This is a genomic window from Methanobrevibacter arboriphilus (genome assembly GCF_019669925.1).
In the GTDB taxonomy this organism is placed as follows: Archaea; Methanobacteriota; Methanobacteria; order Methanobacteriales; family Methanobacteriaceae; genus Methanobinarius; species Methanobinarius arboriphilus_A.
On record NZ_AP019779.1, the window covers coordinates 1,007,932 to 1,023,927 of the forward strand.

Genomic DNA, 15,996 nt, shown 5'->3' on the forward strand with positions numbered 1-15,996 from the left:
TACTAATTATTATCAATTCTATAATCTTTCCTCAAATATAATTCTTAATAATTATAATTCATAAAATACAATTTTTCATAAAGTATAACTCTTCACAAAATATAGGTCTTTGACATAAGATTATTCATCATATATACTTTTAGATACAACATTCCAAACAGATGTTGAAACAGCACCATCAACTTCTTTTGCAAACTCTAAAAAGCCTTTAAATCCTGCAAAAGCAGAAATTCTATCATGATTAAAATCACAAAATCCAACACCTAATTTTAAAGCTATATATTTCTCTTTAGCTCCTGAAATAAGCAAATCTGGTTTTAATTTCTTTAATAGCTTTCTTAACTCATTAGAATTAGCATCATCGACGATTAATGTTCCCTCTTTAACTATATTCTTGATATTTTCATAATCCTCTTTTATTCCATTCTTTGTTCCAGACATTATAACTTCCATTCCCAATTCTTCAAATGCCCTAACTAAAGACCAAGCTTTATTTCCTCCAACATATAAAGCAACAGTTTTTCCATTTAATCTTTTTCTATATTCTTCTAATTTATTATCTAAATGTTTTAGTCCATTTTCAATTAAGTTATTTGCCCTATTTTTCATTTCTTCATCATCAAAAAATTCAGCAATTTCAGTTATAGAAGTTATAGTACTTTCAATTCCAAAAAAATTAACTTTAATTGATGGAATTCCATATTTTTTCTTCATTTTCTTAGCTAAATAATTTGAAGATTTTTGGCATTGCACTATATTTAATTTTGCTCTATGGGATTTAGCTATATCCTCAATTTTTGAGTCTCCAGTGACAGTACTTATAATATTTAAGCCTAAATATTCTAATAGTGGTTTAATACCCCATAAATCACCAGCTACATTAAATTCTCCAATTATATTAATATCAAATGGAGTAATTGAATCTTGATCAGGTTCTGATGTTCCTATAACATTATCAATTAATGAATCACATCCAATCCAATGCCCTTTTGTTTTATTATGATCTTTAAAACCTTCAGATTGTACAGGAATGACTCTACATCCAGTAATTTTTTGAGCTTCTTTACATACACTATTTATATCATCTCCAATAACACCAGAAACACAAGTTGCATATACAAAAATAGCTCCAGGATTATGTAATTTATTAAGTTCAATTATTGAGTCATATAACTTTCTTTCACCTCCAAAAACAATATCTTTTTCTTTTAAATCAGTTGAACATCCTTTCTTATATAATTTTGAATCTGAAGATTTACTTCCTCTAATATCCCAAGTACATGATGCACATCCTATTGGACCATGTACAAGATGTATTGAATCTGTGATTGGCATGAGCACAATTCTTGCTCCTCCAAATACACAAGTTCTTTGTGTAACTGTTCCAGGAATTCCTGGCTTATCACATTCAGGAAGAGAAAGTCCTCCACCTTTAATACACATATGGCTTTGACGTTCCTCAAATGTTTCAATTATAGGTTTCACACTATCATGTCTTTCCATAAATACAAAATCTCCATTATTATTTTAATTTTTATAATTTGTAATTTTTATATTAATTTACAATTTTTATCTTATTATTGTTGTAACTTCCAGTGTTTTTCTTCATAATATTTTGCTAAAACTTCATTAGTTACCATTTCAACAACACGTTTAGCACCACGATATCCTACAATTGGTTGTGAATGGTATCCCACCCTATCATAAACTGGAAATCCAAAACGTACTAATGGAATTCCTGTATCATAATTTATGAATCTAGCTTCACTTGAACCTAATATTAATTCTACCCCATTATCCTTATCTTTTACATAATCTTCTACTACTTTCAAATCTCCTTCTGAGAATACATCTATGCTTTGATTTTTACTTATACTTTCAATATCTGTAGGGAATGTTTTTTCCTCTGATCCTGTGGTTACCATTACAACTTCCATTCCTAACTCTATTACAAGAGATGTTAATCCAGTTACAAGTGTAGGATCACCGAATATTACTACTTTTCTTCCTGCTAAATATCTTGCACTTACATCAGCCATTAAATCTAATGTTAAACCCCTTTCTGTCATTAAAGTATCAATAATATCATATCCAGATAATTTATTCACAGTCTTAAGAAATTCATCAGTTCCTTTAATACCAATTGGAGGTAAATTATCTGTTACAGCAGGGACTTTATGTGTTTGTTTTAATGTTTCAGCTCCTGTTTTAGCATACTTAGCTATACTTATAGTTCCTTTGCTTGCTGATATATTCTTTATGTCATTAACTGTAGTTCCTCCTTTTCCAAAATATGGAGTTCCTTGTTTTTTTGGATTTAAAGGAGAATCAAATGTTTCTGAAATGTCAGTTAACATTGTGTAAGGAACAAACATTGAATCCAACATATGTTTTATTTCATTAACATCACCAGGATTCAATAAACCAGGTATAATGTTAATATTGTTGTCATCTTCAATATTCTCATTAGGAGTAGCTAAATTTTTAATTAATGCATCAATAGCATTATCATAACCAGCAAAATGACTTCCTGCAAAAGAAGGAGTATTTATAGGTATAATTTCAGTGTTATCATATCCTAACTCTTTTAATTCTTGTTTGTTTGAATCTACAAATCCATAAACATCATCCCCAATAATCTCTGAACTACATGTTGTTATAACTCCTATAAGTTCAGGATTTTGTCTTTGTATAAGAGTTTTAAGACTTATATTTAAGTTTTTCTTACCTCCAAAGACAGCTGTTGATTCATGAAAGCTACTAACAGCTATTTCAATTGGTTCACGAAAATGTCTTGCAAGGTGATACCTTGCAAAAGTACTACAACCTTGGGATCCTTGTACTAGTGGCACTCCATGATTTATTCCAAGAACAGCCCACATTGCCCCTAAGGGCATGCATGTTACAAGTGGGTCTATTGTTACTTGTCTATCCCTTTTGTATACATTAACACTCATTTTTATTCACTTCCAAATACATTTATTCATTTCCAATTCACTCACTTTCAAAATCCATTAATTCCCATACTGGAGCATTAATATTATTATATATATCTTTAGCTAAATTAAGAAATCCTTCATAACCGATATAAGGTCCATTTTCATAACTATGTATTTGTATTGCAGGTATTCCATGTTTATAAGCCAAATATTTCTCTTTAATACCCGCAAGAATCAAATCAGGTTTATTAGTTAAAATTAATTCTTCTAACTCTAAACTGTTAGGATCATCTAAAATAGTTGTTCCCTCTTTAACTCTTGCTTTCATTTTATCATACCCATCTAAATGTTCAAACTGTGATGCAACAGCAATAATATCCAAACCTAATTCTTTTTCTAAAGGAATAGATAAATGCCAGCTTTTTGGTCCTCCTGAAAAAATATAAACTTTTTTACCAGATAACTGTTCCTTATACCATTTTAATTCTTCTTTAACTTCTCCATGATATTTTTCAATAACAACTTCTGCTTCTTCTTCTAAACCGAAATATCTACCTAACATACGCAAATTATCATCACAATACTCAGTACTAAAGAAATCAACTTTTTTATAAGGAACTCCATATTTTTCCTCTATTAAATCAGCTATATAAGTTGCAGATCTCTGACATCTAACAAGATTCAATTTAGATCTATGCATCCAGCATAATTCATCATGACTTGCATCACCACTAAATCGTGACAAAATATTTAATCCCATTTCAGTTAGATACTTCTCAAGAACCCATAAGTCACCATCTATATTATATTCTCCAATTAAACAAATATCATAGCCTGTAGTCTTAGGTGGTTCTTTTGTACCAACTAAACGATCAAAAACAGCATCATTTGTTATGTGATGGCCTTTTGATTGAGAAACACCAGAAAAACCAGGTGTGTTGAAAGCTACAACATCTTTACCTAATTCTTCAGTCATTTCTTTACAAACAGCATCAACATCATCACCAATTAATCCTGTAGTACATGTACTATTAACATAAATAGCTGAAGCAAAAGGATATTCTTTATTAGACTCAATAATAGCTTCTTTTAATTTTTTTGTTCCTCCAAAAACAACATTCGCCTCTTTCAAATCTGTTCCAAAACTATATTTTAAATTAAAGTTATCAATTGGGAATGTTTTCCCATTTGGAAGTTGTGGTTTTGATGGATACCTTTTTACTCCTGTAGTGTAGTATTGACAACCTACTGGACTGTGTACAAGACCTATTACATCTTTTATAGCTCCAGTAATAACTCCCCTACCTCCAGCAAGAGCACACCCACGTTCAGTCATACAACCTGGTATTGTGCTTTTATTACAATCTATCTCATTATCCTCATCAGAGCAATGTTTTATGTAAATATGTTTTTCTCTTTCAGGTATCTCTTTATCTATTTCAAATAGCTTATGTGGCATTAATAATCTCCTAATATCTTTTATAAACTCCCAATGCTCATTTTTCCAATATTTATTTCCTAATATTCATATAGCTATATCCAAATATTTTCGTATAGATAAGTTTTGGTGATTAGAGTATTGCTTCTAATCCTTCCTCCTTGTTTCTTACTCTTACAGAATTTTCAATTGGACAAATAAAGATTTTACCGTCTCCGTAGTTTCCAGTATGATTAACTTTCATTAGTGCTTCTACGACTAAATTTACGTCTTCATCTGGAACTACAAGCATTACCAATCTTTTTGGAACATATCTCATCTGATCATTGTAGGAATACAATTCTTCATTGTTTTTAATAACTTTAACCTCATCAATAAATGATTTTTGTTTTCCTCTGCCAACAACACTTGTAGCTGTTATAGAGGGATAACCTAATGCATCTAAGACTTGTTTTGTCTTAGAAATCATTCCTGGCCTAATAATAGCTAATATTTCTTTCATATGAATAACCTTACAATTAATATGAATTTAATAATGTTAATTTAATAATTTATGAATTCAACAATTTTTTAATAATAATTTATAAAAATAATATGACTTTATGGCATAACTTCAATAATGAATTAAATTCTTGAATTAATAATTTCTAATCAAGAAAAATTTAATAAAGTAAAATTAATGAAATTTGATCTATATGCCTTCAGATCTGGTTCTTACTGTATAAGTTTTTTCAACAGGACTTACAAAGATTTTACCATCCCCAAAATTTCCAGTGAATGCAGATTCTGTTATTACATCTATAGCTTGATCTACAGATTCATCTTCTACAACCAACATTATTAGTCTCTTAGGTAGCTCATCATAGCTAATATTATCTTGATGAATTCCTTTTTGCTTACCTCTACCTATGACATCAATTTTTGTAAGAGCAAAAAATCCTGCCTCATCTAAATCATCTACTGTGTGCTCAATTCTTTCAGGCCTTATAATGGCTCGAATCATTTTCATTTAATACTCTCCCAATTCTAAATTAAAAAAAAATAAATATTCTACTTTAAAATAACCTATTTTTAAAATAATCTAAAAAATAATCCTACTTTAAAGACAATCCTACCTTAGAAATAATCTTATTTTAAAGATAATTTCTTATAATAAACCTTTTAACAATTCCAACCTTAAATTAATTTTAATAATTTAATATTTAATTATTTAATCAATTCATCTGTTTATCTAATTTATTTTAATTTATTTAATTTTTTAAGATTTAATTAATCTTATTAATATTATTTAGTTTATTAATAGTTTTATTAATCTAAAATTCCAAATTCTACAACTAATTCTTCTAATTCCTCCATTTTTAAAGGTTCAGGAATTACAAAATTATCATTATGAATAATTTTATCTGCTAAAGCTTTATATTCAGAAGCTTGATTACACTCAGGGTCAAAATCTGTAACAGTTTTTTTATTGAATTCTGCCTTTTGGACAATATTATCTCTTGGTACAAAATGAATCATCTGAGTTCCAATTCTTTTACAAAATTCTTCAATAAGCTCTTTTTCACCATCAACATTACGACTATTACATATAATTCCACCTAAACGAACACCACTCTGATTAGCATATTTAACCATACCTTTACAAAGGTTGTTAGCTGCATACAATGCCATCATTTCACCAGAAGCAACAACATAAATTTCTTCGGCTTTACCATCACGAATAGGCATTGCAAAACCACCACAAACAACATCTCCAAGAACATCATAGAAAACAAAGTCTAAATTATCTTCATAAACTTTAAGCATTTCCATCATGTTTATAGCTGTAATAACACCTCTACCAGCACAACCTACACCAGGTTCGGGACCACCAGATTCAACACATTTAATATCACCAAAACCTACACTCATAACATTATCAAGATCCATACATGCTTCCTCACCTTCATCTCTAAGAGTATCCATAAGAGTTTTTTGCATTTTACCTCTAAGAATCATACGAGTACTATCTGCTTTTGGATCACAGCCATGAATCATTACTTTTTCATCATGAAAATGAGCCATTGCAGCTGCAGTATTTTGAGTTGTAGTTGATTTTCCAATTCCACCTTTTCCATAGATTGCAATTTTTCTTACCATCTTATCTTACCATCTTAATTTTTAGCATCTTAATTTTCCTTAATTCTAGTATGATTTATAATACTATTTTTAATACTATTACTTTTTAAAAATTTTTAATATTTTAATACTTTAACATTTCAAATTTTAGATTTTTAGAATTTTAAATTTAGAATTTTAAATTTAATATTTTAATTACCTAACAGTAGGAAAACGGTTTCCGTATTCCGACAACTTTATATTGTAGTTCATCATATATAAATATTGTGCTAACAATGCAAAGATAAATCAAAATATATTATAATAAAGTTTAATATTTGAACAAATATATTGTTCAACTGTTCAAAAATAGTTAAAAATTTAATAATAAAAAAAGGTGAAAACTTGGAAGATTATATAAGTCCATACAATAAGAAAGCAAAGTGCAACTTTCCAAAAAATATAACAATATGTGATACAACACTTCGAGATGGAGAGCAGACCCCGGGAGTTAGTTTAAGTGAAAATGAAAAGTTAGATATAGCTATCTTACTTGATAAATTAAAAATACCTCAAATTGAAGCAGGATTTCCACCAGTTTCAGAAAAAGAAAAAAAATCTATTAAAAATATTGTTAATGAAGGTCTAAACTCAAAAACTATTACTTTATCTCGTGCAAAAAAGGAGGATATAGACGCAAGTTTGGAATGTGGAGTTGATGGAACAATAATATTTATTGGTACTTCAGAAATTCAATTAGGATGTAAAAAATTAAGCCAAGAAGAAGTTATAATTAAAAGTATGGATATTATAGATTATGCAAAAGAACATGGTTTATATGTAGGATTTTCAGCTGAAGATGCAACTAGAACTGATTTAAATTTCTTAAAAAAGATTTACAGTGAAGCACAAGAAAGAAAAGTAGATAGAGTTCATATTGCAGATACAGTTGGAGCTATAACACCACAAGGAATGGAATATCTAGTAAAAGAATTGAGAAAAGACATAAAAATTGACATAAATCTCCATTGCCATAATGATTTTGGTATGGCTCAGCAAAATGCTATTTCTGGATTATTAGCTGGAGCAAATATTGTTGAAACAACAATAAATGGGATTGGTGAAAGAGCAGGTAATACTCCTCTTGAAGAATTAATCATGTCTTTAAAAGTTTTATATGGAATAGATCTTGAATTTAACACAGAACTAATAAAAAAAATATCAAAAACAGTTGAAATGTATACAAAAATAGAAATACCTTTTAACAAGCCAATAGTTGGAAAAAATATCTTCAAGCATGAATCTGGAATACATGTAGATGGAGTAATAAAAAATCCTTTTACATATGAACCATTTTCACCAAAAATAGTAGGACAAGAAAGAAACTTAGTATTGGGAAAGCATTCTGGATCAAAAGCAATTAAATCAAAATTAAATCAATTTGGAATTAAGATAAAAGAAAATAAAATCCCAGAAATCCTTAAAATAGTAAAAGAAACTAGTGAAAATGGAAATATAATAAACGACAATATTCTCAAAGAAATAGTAGAAAAAATATAAAAACGTTTTTAAAATTATTAAAAAATTAAAGATTTCTTAATATTACAAATCTTAATCTTATAATAATAAAAAAATCTAATAATAAAAATATAATAAAAATATTTTATAATAATAAAAATTATATAATTATAGATCATATAAACTAAAAAATTTTACAAAAGATGTTAGGAATGATTCTTTTTTGAATCATTTTCTTAATTCTTCAACAGCAATTTTAAATTCTCTAACAAATATTTTAACTTTTTCTTCAGGAATTGAAAAACTAACTCTAAGATAATTATCTCCAAATAATTTACTTGTATAATTACCTTCTCTTGTAAATATTTTTTTATCCAAAAGATAGTTTGCCATTTCTTTAGGACTAATTCCAGTAGCTTTCAGATCAATAGCTAACATATTACCATCTGAGGGATAAACTGGAATAAAAACTCCTTTTATTTCATCAACACATTCTTTAATTAAAATTTGATTATTTCGAGTAATATTCGTAATCTCATCAATCCAACTATCTTTTGACTTTAAAGCTGCAATAGCTCCTGCTTGTGCAATCAAATTAGTACCTAAATCATTGATAAGAATAGTTCTAACCGAATTTATTGTTTCTTTTATTCCTATAATTGAACCAATCCTAAGACCTGCCATTCCAAAAATTTTTGAAAAGCTATAAATAGTTATAGTATGATTTGGTGCATAATGAGCAGCTAAAAAATGTTCACGAGCAAAATCCCTATAAGTGATATCATGTAATAAGTATAAATCATTTTCTTCAGCAATTTTAGCAAACTCTTTAATCTCTTCTTCTGTATAACAACTACCTAAAGGATTCAAAGGATCTATAAGAACGATAATTTTTGTGTTATCATCCATATATTCTTTTACAATTTCAGGAGTTAATTTATAATCATTATCACCACTATAAATAGGAACAGATATGACTTTATTAGAAAATCTACTTGCAAAATTGTCAATAATTAAATAGCCTGGGTCACAAGTTATAACATTATCTTCTGGTTCCAAAATATCATTCATACAGAGATATAAGGACTCAGTTCCCCCAGCAGTTACTAAGATATCCATATCTTCTAAATTAAGATCTTTTAAAATCAATTTTTTTAACTCAGGAAATCCTTCAGGAGGAGGATATTTACAATATTCCTTACTTTCAACACAATTAACCATTGCATCCATTATATAATTCTTATTATGAAGATGATTAGTATTTTGACCCATCCATATAATATCTTTATCATTAAAAACATGTTCAAAAAATTCATTAGCTGATTTGAATCCTTTTGGAGGTGTTTTGGCAGCTTTTGCATATTTTTTTGGTTGGATCATATTATCACAAAATGTTATTTAATAAAATGTTAATATTTAAGAAATTTTTAATAAGAATAAAAATTTTAAAATAATATAGTAATTTTAAACTAATTTATGTGTATTATAATAATTTTAAACTAATTTTATAACAAAAATATTTATGTTTGAAATGATTTATAAAACTAATGGTTAAAATTTAATATATAAGAAAAAAGTAAATAAAAGAATAAAAAATAGAAATAAAACACATAATAGATATCATAATATTTATTCAATACCATTATTAGTAATAGAAAATTTAATACTTGTGCCTTCAGCTATTGATTTATGTCTTTTAAGAGTAGCTATACGTTGACCATTTATACCAGATTTAGATAATTCAACAATTATTTTACTCCAATACCTAAGTATAGTTCCACCAACAGGTATAATAGTACTTGACCTTTCATCTTCAAATGTAGAATAAATCTGATTAGTTATTACAACTGCAATATCATATTTACGAGCCATCCGAGATAATGAACCCATTTGAGTTCCTAATTCCCTATTTAAAAGATTAGATTTTTTACCTTCTTTTAATCTATATAATGCAACTGCAGAATCTATAATAATTAAATCGATATCATCTTCATTAGAATTGATCCATGATTCAATTGTTTTTAAATTATTCGATTGTTCCTGAAAAGAATTTGGTTCAAATACAATTATATTATTAGATATAACCTCAAAATCATTTTTAGCTAATTGTTTAACCCTATCAATCGATATTCCACCTTCAGTATCTATATAAGCTACTTTTTTCCCATTTTTTGCTACTTGTACAGCTAAATCAAGAGATATGTTGGTTTTACCAGATCCAGGAGGTCCATAAAATTGAGTTATATTTCTTTTTTCAATCCCTCCACCCAATATAAGATCCAAAGAAGAATTGGTCTGAATTTTTGAAGGATTACTAATATTTGCTAATGATTTCATATTATCTCCCTTAAATTATCTTTAAATTATTTTTTGAACTATTTTAAACTATTTAAAAGCTTTGAAACTATCTAAAGCTATTTAAACAATTTAAATTATTTCTAATCTATCTTTAAATTATATTTAAACTATATTTAAACTATATTTGAATATCTTTTAATAATATTTTAACTAAATGTTTAGAAGTTTTCTATAAATTTTTCTATAAATAATATTTCTTATAAATTTTAACTTTTTAAAGCATAATTTTTGTATTATATATAAGTTATATATTATATATAAGTTAAATTTATTATAAATAAAACTAAAAATATGTGAATTTATTATATTAATATTGTTAATACTATTATTAATACTATACCAATAATACATAATACTATAATTAAAATTAAAATTATAATTAAAATTATTATTAAACTTATTATTAAATTACTATAAAAATATCATTAGGATTACAATGAAACATTATTAAAAGGATTTAAGAATACCTGAACCTTTTCTTAATATCTTTGGTTCTTTTCTAGTCAAATCCACAATGGTTGAAGGTTCAGATTGCTTTAAACGACCTACATCAATTACAAAATCAATGCCTTCATTTAGCTGATTAATGATCTCATCTGGATTATTCAATGTTTTTTTTCCAGATAAATTTGCACTAGTAGTAGTGATAGGGAAACTTTGTGTTAATTTTCTAGAAATAATGTTTTCAGGAATTCTAATTCCTACTTTATGATTTTTAGTAGCATAGTTATGAATTGGTTCTTTTTTATAAAAAATAAAAGTAAAGGGGCCTGGTAAATTGTTTTTAAGAATTTGATGAGTTTTATTATTACCTACATCAGCTATTAACAATATTTCATCAATTGAAGAAACACAAACAGATAATGGTTTAAAATAATCTCTATTTTTAATATTATAAACCTTTTCAACAGCTTTTTCATTGAAAACATTAGCACCCAATCCATAAACAGTATCAGTAGGATAAAGTACAACTCCTCCAGAGGTTAAAACTTCGGTAGCTTCATCAATTAAATCTAAATCAGGATTATTTTGATCCATTTGAACTATTTTCATCTAAATCACATAACTTATAAAATTAAAATACATATTGATTAAAAAACATTTATTATAAAAAAATATTCATTATAAAAAATATTCATTATAAATGAGTCTGATATATGAGTATTCATATATAAAAACTTATATAAATATTTGTTTTCATATATTATAGCAATGTTAGAAAGATTTAGACCACTATTAAAAAAAATCCTTGAACCTTTTGCCAAAAGAATAAATATAAATCCAAATATATTAACACTAATCTCCCCTTTAATTGCCATTATATCTGCAATATTCTTTGGAACTGGGAATTTATTATTAGGAGGGATTTTTATCCTTATAAGCGGAGTTTTTGATGTTTTTGATGGAGCAATAGCTAGATATCATAATAAAACATCTGATTTCGGAGCTTTTCTTGATTCTACAATGGATAGATTCTCAGATGCTATAATAATCATCGGGATAATTTGGGGAGGTTATACTTCATGGTTGCTTGGAATTTTAGCTATTCATTCAGCAATTACAGTTAGCTATGTTAGAGCAAGAGCTGAAGCAAAGGGAATTGAGTGTAATGTAGGAATAGCTGAAAGAGCTACTAGACTCATTATCCTAATGGTAGGTGCATTTATTGCATGGCTATTCGGAAGTATCTTTATGAACTGGACTATTATAATACTTATCATACTCTCATATATAACTGTAGCTCAAAGAATACATCATGTTTGGAAAAAAACAAGTTATGAGAGAATAGGACTGTAATAAGAAATAGATATATAATCAAGGATAGAAGGTTGAATAATGGATTGTAATGAGAGAATTTTAATTGATATTGAAAAACTTGATGAAAGTTTTGAAAAAGTAGAATCCATAAAATTAAGCCAAGAGGAAAAAGAGATAATAAGAAGGGCAGAAAACTATAAAGAAGATTGCAAATATTACCTTGAAAAAGGAGATGAACTAACATCATTTGGATGTATAACCTATGCACATGGACTAGTTGATGCAATACTTCTCAATCACCATATAAATTAATAAGAATACTCTTACAAAGTCATTGAAAAGTAAAAAAAAATTGAATAAAAGATATGAAAAGTAAAAAATCTGTGAAATTTATAAAAATATATAAAAATTAGGAAAAATTGAAAAACTAGAGAAAAATAGGCAATAGTAAAAAAGGAGTGTATAAATGATAGACCATCTTGAATGGAAAGAAAAAATATTAAAGGATATTGATAAATTAGAAGCTAATCTTAAAGAAATTGAAGGTATTAATTTTTCTAAAAAAGAAAAAGAAGCAATTTCAAGAGCAAAAGATTATAGAGAAGATTGCAAATATTACCTTGAAAAAGGAGATGAAATAACTTCCTTTGAATGTATTAGCTACAGTCATGGTTTAATTGATACTTTAAGAATTATTCATGAATTTATTTAACTATAAAGCTATAAAACCTATTTAATTTTCAAATAAATTCTTAAACATTTAAATTAAGGATTTGTGAAGTTTATAATAAATATTCATGAAAAAACTTTAAATACTAATTCATGTTTATATATTTGAAAGTAGTTAATTAGGACTAATTTATTTTTATGATTCATCGGATTGTAAACTCTTATGAGCTTAATTTTAGATGATAAAGATTTTTTATTATTTTTTAAAGAACAAAATCCTTATTAAATCCTAATTAAGAAAAATTTTAGATATATGCTCATGAAGTGTTACCTCCATGACTTTTGCCAAATTTACTATTTTTAATAATTTCAATTATACATAATATATTAAACATTATTATATATAGTAATACTATAATATAAATAATTAATAAAATATTAATAAAAATTAATATAAATCAAAATAATAAAAATAGAAATAGAATATTAATAAAAATGATAATAAGAATGATAATAATTTTTATTTAAAGTTATTTCTCATTAAAATAGTATCAACTTGTTTATTAAACTTATTTTCACCAACTATCATAAATCCTTCAGATTTTAACTTATTTACCAAAATTTCATGGTTAATGCCAGTTAAAAAATTATGGTGTTCAAAATAAATTATTTTAAAATCTGAAAGATCAGAATTCATTATAATATCAACTTCACATCCTTCACAATCAATTTTAAGTGCATATGGATCAATATTATACTCATTAATTATATTTCCTAATGTAGTTGTTTCTACAAGATCAAACTCATCATAATTATACTCATTATTAGATCCATAACCTGAATGTCCTCCGGAATTTTCAGGATTTTTATATATTTTAATTTTTCCTTTTTTACATGAAACAGCTTTATTTATTAATGTTACATTATCTTTTAATTCAGGATTTAGATTAATATTTTCAGTAGCTATACTATAAACTTCTGAAATTGGTTCGAATCCAAAAACAGTATAACCTTTATTTGCGAAATATAGTGAAGAATCACCAATGTTTGCACCAACATCAATGACAGTTTTTTCACTTTCTAAGCATTCATCTAAATAATATTCTTCCCAGATAAATACTTCAAAAAGAAGCTGTATAAACACTCCTCCTGAGTTATTAAAACTAACACCATTAATTGTAATTATATCTTCATCAATACATTCAATCAATTGTTTAATATTTTCAATACCCTGTGATGATATATTTTTTAGAGGTTTATTAAAAATAAAACTGCAAAGTTTTCTTTGATTATTAGTATTACAAAAATTTACTTCTCCTAATCTTTTAATATCAATTTTAATTTCTTTTTTTAAGCCAAGGATAAATAAAATTCCACTAATTACCCCCCCCCCTCTTCTAAATTGGATATTAGTGAAGTATCTTCTCATCCCATTAATAATAACAAATATCAAATATTTTGGTCTTAAATTTTTATAAATCCCTATATCCATAAAAATACCTTCTTAAAAGATTTTTTAAATTTGTTTAATAAAAATTATAAAGAGCATTCTCTATGTTAATTATCTATAAAAAAATCTTGTTTTATATTATTTACTTAAATAAAATATAATAAAACATCAATAAATTATTAATAAAATATTAATAAAACATCAATGAAAAAAAAATAAAGTAATAAAACAAGAAAAATCAATGGAATTATTGATTAAATTATTCCATCTTTTCAAATCTTGATTCTAATTTTTCTAAAACACCAGGTAAAGAAGTATATTCCATTTCTTCACTTGGTAATCTATGTGGTTCGAAAGGACCATGTCTTCTCATATAATCAGCTATATCAGAAGCTTGTTGTCTGGTTCTATCAAATGCAGGGTCGTCAAATAAATCTACAGGTAATCCTAATTTTGCATCAGCTATAGAGAAACCTAAACCAATAACTCTTGGAGGTCCGTCAAATCTAATAGGATTAGCGTCATATTGAGCAGTTGGCATTAAAGGACCATTATGAGAACCTCTCATCCATCCACTAACTAAGTGAGGGAATGCAAATGGTTCAACAACTTCACCAGCTGATGGAAAACCAGATTGTGCTCTTACAATAGCTGCAGGATCATCTTTACCAACATAAGAACCCGCCATTAAGTTCAATCTTTCAGTACTCATACTAGCTGCAATTTCACCATTCTTTTTAAAGATTCTTTTAATAACATACCTTCCAGTGGAACCTAAAAGAGCAAGTAAATCGTATGATTCTTCAGGACAACTAAGCATTACTTTTCTATGTTCTATAACATCGAATACTTCAAATTTAAATCCATCATGCATACTAGGATCAATAGTAAGTCCAGCTGTATTAAATGGGTCAGCAAACAATCTATACAAAGGTAAGTTAAATGCACCAGGCTCAGTTTTATCACAACAGAAAACAATAACAGGATCACTTGGTCTTTCTTTAAATTCCATTTCAGCTACACCAGGACCCATACCTTTAATGTTACCTGAAAAAGTATCGGATAATAAATCTTGACCAGCACCATATAATTTTAATTCTCTAGCTAACTCAGTAGCTTTCATAAAAGCATTGAAAGCAGTTTCATGAACTTCTTCATTTTCTTCACCATTTCTGTGAGTCATTATCATATCAATATCGTCTCCACAACGAGTTATATAATAATCTTCTAATAAGCCATCTTCAAGAGCTTTTCCTAAAACTTCATCACAAGTTTCAAGTAAAGCTGGGTGAGCTACTAAATGACCAGAAATACTTCCAACATCTGCTTTAATTACACTAATAGTTGTTTTCATTATATTACCTCAAAAATTGATTTTAATTAATTTAATACAAGAATATGATATTCTAGATAATTTTAACAATAATTATCTAATGATTAATAAATGATTAATAAACCATTTAATTGTACTATAATTTATCTATAAATCTATAGATATATTATTTATTTAACATACCTATTATATATATTTATTATTCTAATTTTTATTATTCTGATTTCCGTTTATGTAAATTTAAATTAAAACAGTTTCTATTATCTTATTTTTAATTATATAGTTCTTATTATAAATTAAAATATAAAAATAAAATTACTAATAATTAGCTTTTAATAATAAAATTACATAATTAATTTACTAAAAAATAAAATTACCAATGATTAGTTTATTAATAATAAAATTATTAAGAATCAGTCACTAATAATTAACTTAC

At 26.5% G+C, this 15,996-nt stretch carries 15 protein-coding genes; 4 read left to right on the top strand and 11 right to left on the bottom strand.

Annotation, left to right across the window (positions count from 1 at the left end):
- Window positions 1–120: 120 nt before the first annotated feature.
- The 6 genes from nifE to nifH all read right to left on the bottom strand — a co-directional run bounded on the left by nifE (window position 121) and on the right by nifH (window position 6,516).
- Window positions 121–1,503, bottom strand: coding sequence for a nitrogenase iron-molybdenum cofactor biosynthesis protein NifE (gene nifE / locus MarbSA_RS04455; RefSeq protein ID WP_244987892.1), 1,383 nt, complete (start codon window positions 1,501–1,503; stop codon window positions 121–123).
- A gap of 74 nt (window positions 1,504–1,577) precedes the next feature.
- Complete coding sequence (locus tag MarbSA_RS04460) at window positions 1,578–2,957, bottom strand: nitrogenase component 1 (protein ID WP_221061946.1); 1,380 nt, start codon at window positions 2,955–2,957, stop codon at window positions 1,578–1,580.
- 37 nt (window positions 2,958–2,994) lie between these two features.
- Complete coding sequence (locus MarbSA_RS04465) at window positions 2,995–4,398, bottom strand: nitrogenase subunit alpha (protein WP_221061947.1); 1,404 nt, start codon at window positions 4,396–4,398, stop codon at window positions 2,995–2,997.
- Window positions 4,399–4,510: 112 nt separating this feature from the next.
- Window positions 4,511–4,879: a P-II family nitrogen regulator gene (locus MarbSA_RS04470; protein ID WP_042702089.1), complete on the bottom strand. Its 369-nt coding sequence runs from the start codon at window positions 4,877–4,879 to the stop codon at window positions 4,511–4,513.
- Between the two features lie 189 nt (window positions 4,880–5,068).
- Entirely contained in the window at window positions 5,069–5,386 is a 318-nt protein-coding gene (locus MarbSA_RS04475) for a P-II family nitrogen regulator (RefSeq protein ID WP_221061948.1), read from the bottom strand.
- A gap of 299 nt (window positions 5,387–5,685) precedes the next feature.
- Entirely contained in the window at window positions 5,686–6,516 is an 831-nt protein-coding gene (gene nifH, locus MarbSA_RS04480) for a nitrogenase iron protein (RefSeq protein WP_042702093.1), read from the bottom strand.
- 363 nt (window positions 6,517–6,879) lie between these two features.
- Between nifH and MarbSA_RS04485 the strand changes: the two genes are divergently transcribed.
- Entirely contained in the window at window positions 6,880–8,034 is a 1,155-nt protein-coding gene (locus MarbSA_RS04485; RefSeq protein ID WP_221061949.1) for a homocitrate synthase family protein, read from the top strand.
- 186 nt (window positions 8,035–8,220) lie between these two features.
- Here the strand turns inward: MarbSA_RS04485 and MarbSA_RS04490 are convergent, their stop codons facing one another.
- The 3 genes from MarbSA_RS04490 to MarbSA_RS04500 all read right to left on the bottom strand — a co-directional run bounded on the left by MarbSA_RS04490 (window position 8,221) and on the right by MarbSA_RS04500 (window position 11,403).
- On the bottom strand, window positions 8,221–9,372 hold the full coding sequence (locus MarbSA_RS04490) for a pyridoxal phosphate-dependent aminotransferase (protein WP_221061950.1): 1,152 nt from the start codon (window positions 9,370–9,372) through the stop codon (window positions 8,221–8,223).
- Window positions 9,373–9,621: 249 nt separating this feature from the next.
- Window positions 9,622–10,329 carry a DNA repair and recombination protein RadB gene (gene radB, locus MarbSA_RS04495; protein WP_054835738.1) on the bottom strand — a complete coding sequence of 236 codons (708 nt, stop codon included), beginning with the start codon at window positions 10,327–10,329 and terminating at the stop codon, window positions 9,622–9,624.
- 468 nt (window positions 10,330–10,797) lie between these two features.
- Complete coding sequence (locus MarbSA_RS04500) at window positions 10,798–11,403, bottom strand: L-threonylcarbamoyladenylate synthase (RefSeq protein ID WP_221061951.1); 606 nt, start codon at window positions 11,401–11,403, stop codon at window positions 10,798–10,800.
- 159 nt (window positions 11,404–11,562) lie between these two features.
- Between MarbSA_RS04500 and pgsA the strand changes: the two genes are divergently transcribed.
- The 3 genes from pgsA to MarbSA_RS04515 all read left to right on the top strand — a co-directional run bounded on the left by pgsA (window position 11,563) and on the right by MarbSA_RS04515 (window position 12,820).
- Window positions 11,563–12,147, top strand: coding sequence for an archaetidylinositol phosphate synthase (gene pgsA / locus MarbSA_RS04505; RefSeq protein ID WP_042704420.1), 585 nt, complete (start codon window positions 11,563–11,565; stop codon window positions 12,145–12,147).
- Between the two features lie 39 nt (window positions 12,148–12,186).
- Window positions 12,187–12,420, top strand: coding sequence for a DUF357 domain-containing protein (locus tag MarbSA_RS04510; RefSeq protein ID WP_054835731.1), 234 nt, complete (start codon window positions 12,187–12,189; stop codon window positions 12,418–12,420).
- A 154-nt stretch (window positions 12,421–12,574) separates the two neighbouring features.
- Window positions 12,575–12,820 carry a DUF357 domain-containing protein gene (locus tag MarbSA_RS04515; RefSeq protein WP_231624266.1) on the top strand — a complete coding sequence of 82 codons (246 nt, stop codon included), beginning with the start codon at window positions 12,575–12,577 and terminating at the stop codon, window positions 12,818–12,820.
- A 477-nt stretch (window positions 12,821–13,297) separates the two neighbouring features.
- Here MarbSA_RS04515 and MarbSA_RS04520 read toward each other — a convergent pair whose 3' ends face one another.
- Both MarbSA_RS04520 and fbp read right to left on the bottom strand, forming a co-directional pair.
- Window positions 13,298–14,269, bottom strand: a complete 972-nt coding sequence (locus MarbSA_RS04520) for an FkbM family methyltransferase (protein WP_221061952.1) — start codon at window positions 14,267–14,269, stop codon at window positions 13,298–13,300.
- Between the two features lie 217 nt (window positions 14,270–14,486).
- Window positions 14,487–15,581 (bottom strand): fructose-1,6-bisphosphate aldolase/phosphatase, encoded by a 1,095-nt coding sequence (gene fbp, locus MarbSA_RS04525; protein ID WP_042702108.1) that lies wholly within the window; start codon window positions 15,579–15,581, stop codon window positions 14,487–14,489.
- Window positions 15,582–15,996: the final 415 nt, after the last annotated feature.

What these genes read in the sequence shown, in the direction of transcription:
- nifE (WP_244987892.1), bottom strand. Translation starts at nt 1,503, where the DNA reads ATGGAAAGACATGATAGTGTGAAACCTATAATTGAAACATTTGAGGAA.
- MarbSA_RS04460 (WP_221061946.1), bottom strand. Translation starts at nt 2,957, where the DNA reads ATGAGTGTTAATGTATACAAAAGGGATAGACAAGTAACAATAGACCCA.
- MarbSA_RS04465 (WP_221061947.1), bottom strand. Translation starts at nt 4,398, where the DNA reads ATGCCACATAAGCTATTTGAAATAGATAAAGAGATACCTGAAAGAGAA.
- MarbSA_RS04470 (WP_042702089.1), bottom strand. Translation starts at nt 4,879, where the DNA reads ATGAAAGAAATATTAGCTATTATTAGGCCAGGAATGATTTCTAAGACA.
- MarbSA_RS04475 (WP_221061948.1), bottom strand. Translation starts at nt 5,386, where the DNA reads ATGAAAATGATTCGAGCCATTATAAGGCCTGAAAGAATTGAGCACACA.
- nifH (WP_042702093.1), bottom strand. Translation starts at nt 6,516, where the DNA reads ATGGTAAGAAAAATTGCAATCTATGGAAAAGGTGGAATTGGAAAATCA.
- MarbSA_RS04490 (WP_221061950.1), bottom strand. Translation starts at nt 9,372, where the DNA reads ATGATCCAACCAAAAAAATATGCAAAAGCTGCCAAAACACCTCCAAAA.
- radB (WP_054835738.1), bottom strand. Translation starts at nt 10,329, where the DNA reads ATGAAATCATTAGCAAATATTAGTAATCCTTCAAAAATTCAGACCAAT.
- MarbSA_RS04500 (WP_221061951.1), bottom strand. Translation starts at nt 11,403, where the DNA reads ATGAAAATAGTTCAAATGGATCAAAATAATCCTGATTTAGATTTAATT.
- pgsA (WP_042704420.1), top strand. Translation starts at nt 11,563, where the DNA reads ATGTTAGAAAGATTTAGACCACTATTAAAAAAAATCCTTGAACCTTTT.
- MarbSA_RS04510 (WP_054835731.1), top strand. Translation starts at nt 12,187, where the DNA reads ATGGATTGTAATGAGAGAATTTTAATTGATATTGAAAAACTTGATGAA.
- MarbSA_RS04515 (WP_231624266.1), top strand. Translation starts at nt 12,575, where the DNA reads ATGATAGACCATCTTGAATGGAAAGAAAAAATATTAAAGGATATTGAT.
- MarbSA_RS04520 (WP_221061952.1), bottom strand. Translation starts at nt 14,269, where the DNA reads ATGGATATAGGGATTTATAAAAATTTAAGACCAAAATATTTGATATTT.
- fbp (WP_042702108.1), bottom strand. Translation starts at nt 15,581, where the DNA reads ATGAAAACAACTATTAGTGTAATTAAAGCAGATGTTGGAAGTATTTCT.